Annotated in this window: 1 protein-coding gene; it reads left to right on the top strand. The window is 78.6% G+C overall.

Annotated elements, in window-relative coordinates; genetic code table 11:
• Positions 1 to 1,020, top strand: a 1,020-nt coding sequence (locus AB0K37_RS42310) for a chromosome condensation regulator RCC1 (protein ID WP_363991915.1), incomplete at its 5' end; no start/stop codon positions are given.
• Between the last annotated feature and the right edge of the window lie 113 nt (positions 1,021 to 1,133).

Here is a 1,133-nt window from a genome sequence, read left to right as displayed (position 1 = left end):
GCTTCATGGACAGGACGGGCTCCTGCCAGTCCGGCCAGCGCTCCACGTCCGTCTGGAGCCCGAAGACGGTGCTCAGCGGCGCGCGTCCGCGCGCCGGACGGGCGGCCCGGCCGGCTGGACGACGCCGTCGCGGTCGCCGCCAACAACGACTTCTCCATGGCGCTGCGCCGCGACGGCACCGTCGTGACCTGGGGCGAGGGGTCGTCCGGGCAGCGCGGCACCGGCGAGCGCACCGCCCCTCCCGTCCCCACGACCGTGCGGGCGCCGGACGGGCGCGGGGCGCTCACCGGCGTCACGGCGATCGCCGCGGACGGGCACACCGAGCTGGTGCTGCGCGGCGACGGGCAGGTGCTCGCCTGGGGCGCCAACGCGGGCGGCATGGTCGGCGACGGCACCCGCGAAGACCGGGCCCTGCCCGTCCCGGTGCGCGGGCTGGACGGCGCCGCGCGGCTCGACGGCGCCGTCCGCATCGCGATCGGCGGTCAGCACGGGCTCGCGCTGCTGCGGGACGGGCGGGTCGCGGCATGGGGCCGCAACGAGCTCGGCCAGCTCGGGGACGGCACGCGCCAGGACCGGCTCACGCCCGTCCTCGTCTCGGGAGTGGGCGGCGAGGGCGTCCTCGACGGCGTCGCCGCGGTCGCCTCGGCGGAGAAGCACAACTACGCGCTCCGCGGGGACGGCACCATCGTCGCCTGGGGCAACAACACCGCCGGCCAGCTCGGTGACGGCACGGTGCAGCCGCGTACCGCCCCGGTCACCGTCGTCGGGCGCAGCGCCCCGAAGCTGCGCGGCGCCGCCCGCGTGTTCGCCGGGGAGGCCTACGGCGCGGCGATCCTGACCGACGGGACGCTGCTGACGTGGGGCGCGGGCGGCAGCGGCCAGCTCGGCTCAGGGAAGAGGACCCCCCGCAGCCGTCCCGGCACGGCGCTGACGGCCGCGGGCACGGTGCCGGCCGACGCCCTGTCGGTGGGCGTCGGCGAGCGCCACCTGATCCTGCTGCTGAGGTCCGGAGCGCCGTAGCCCTCCCGGAGCCCTCAGGACTCCTTGGGCGGTTCCGGCCTGGCGTCGCCGGGCCGGGGGCCGTCCACCGGGGGCTGGGCCGCGGGAGGCTGGGCTCCGGGCGCGGGAGGCGG

The organism is Actinomadura sp. NPDC049753 (assembly GCF_040674655.1).
Lineage (GTDB): Bacteria > Actinomycetota > Actinomycetes > Streptosporangiales > Streptosporangiaceae > Spirillospora > Spirillospora verrucosospora.
The sequence above is the reverse complement of the archived record's forward strand: the minus strand, read 5'-3'. Positions and strand labels throughout refer to the sequence as shown.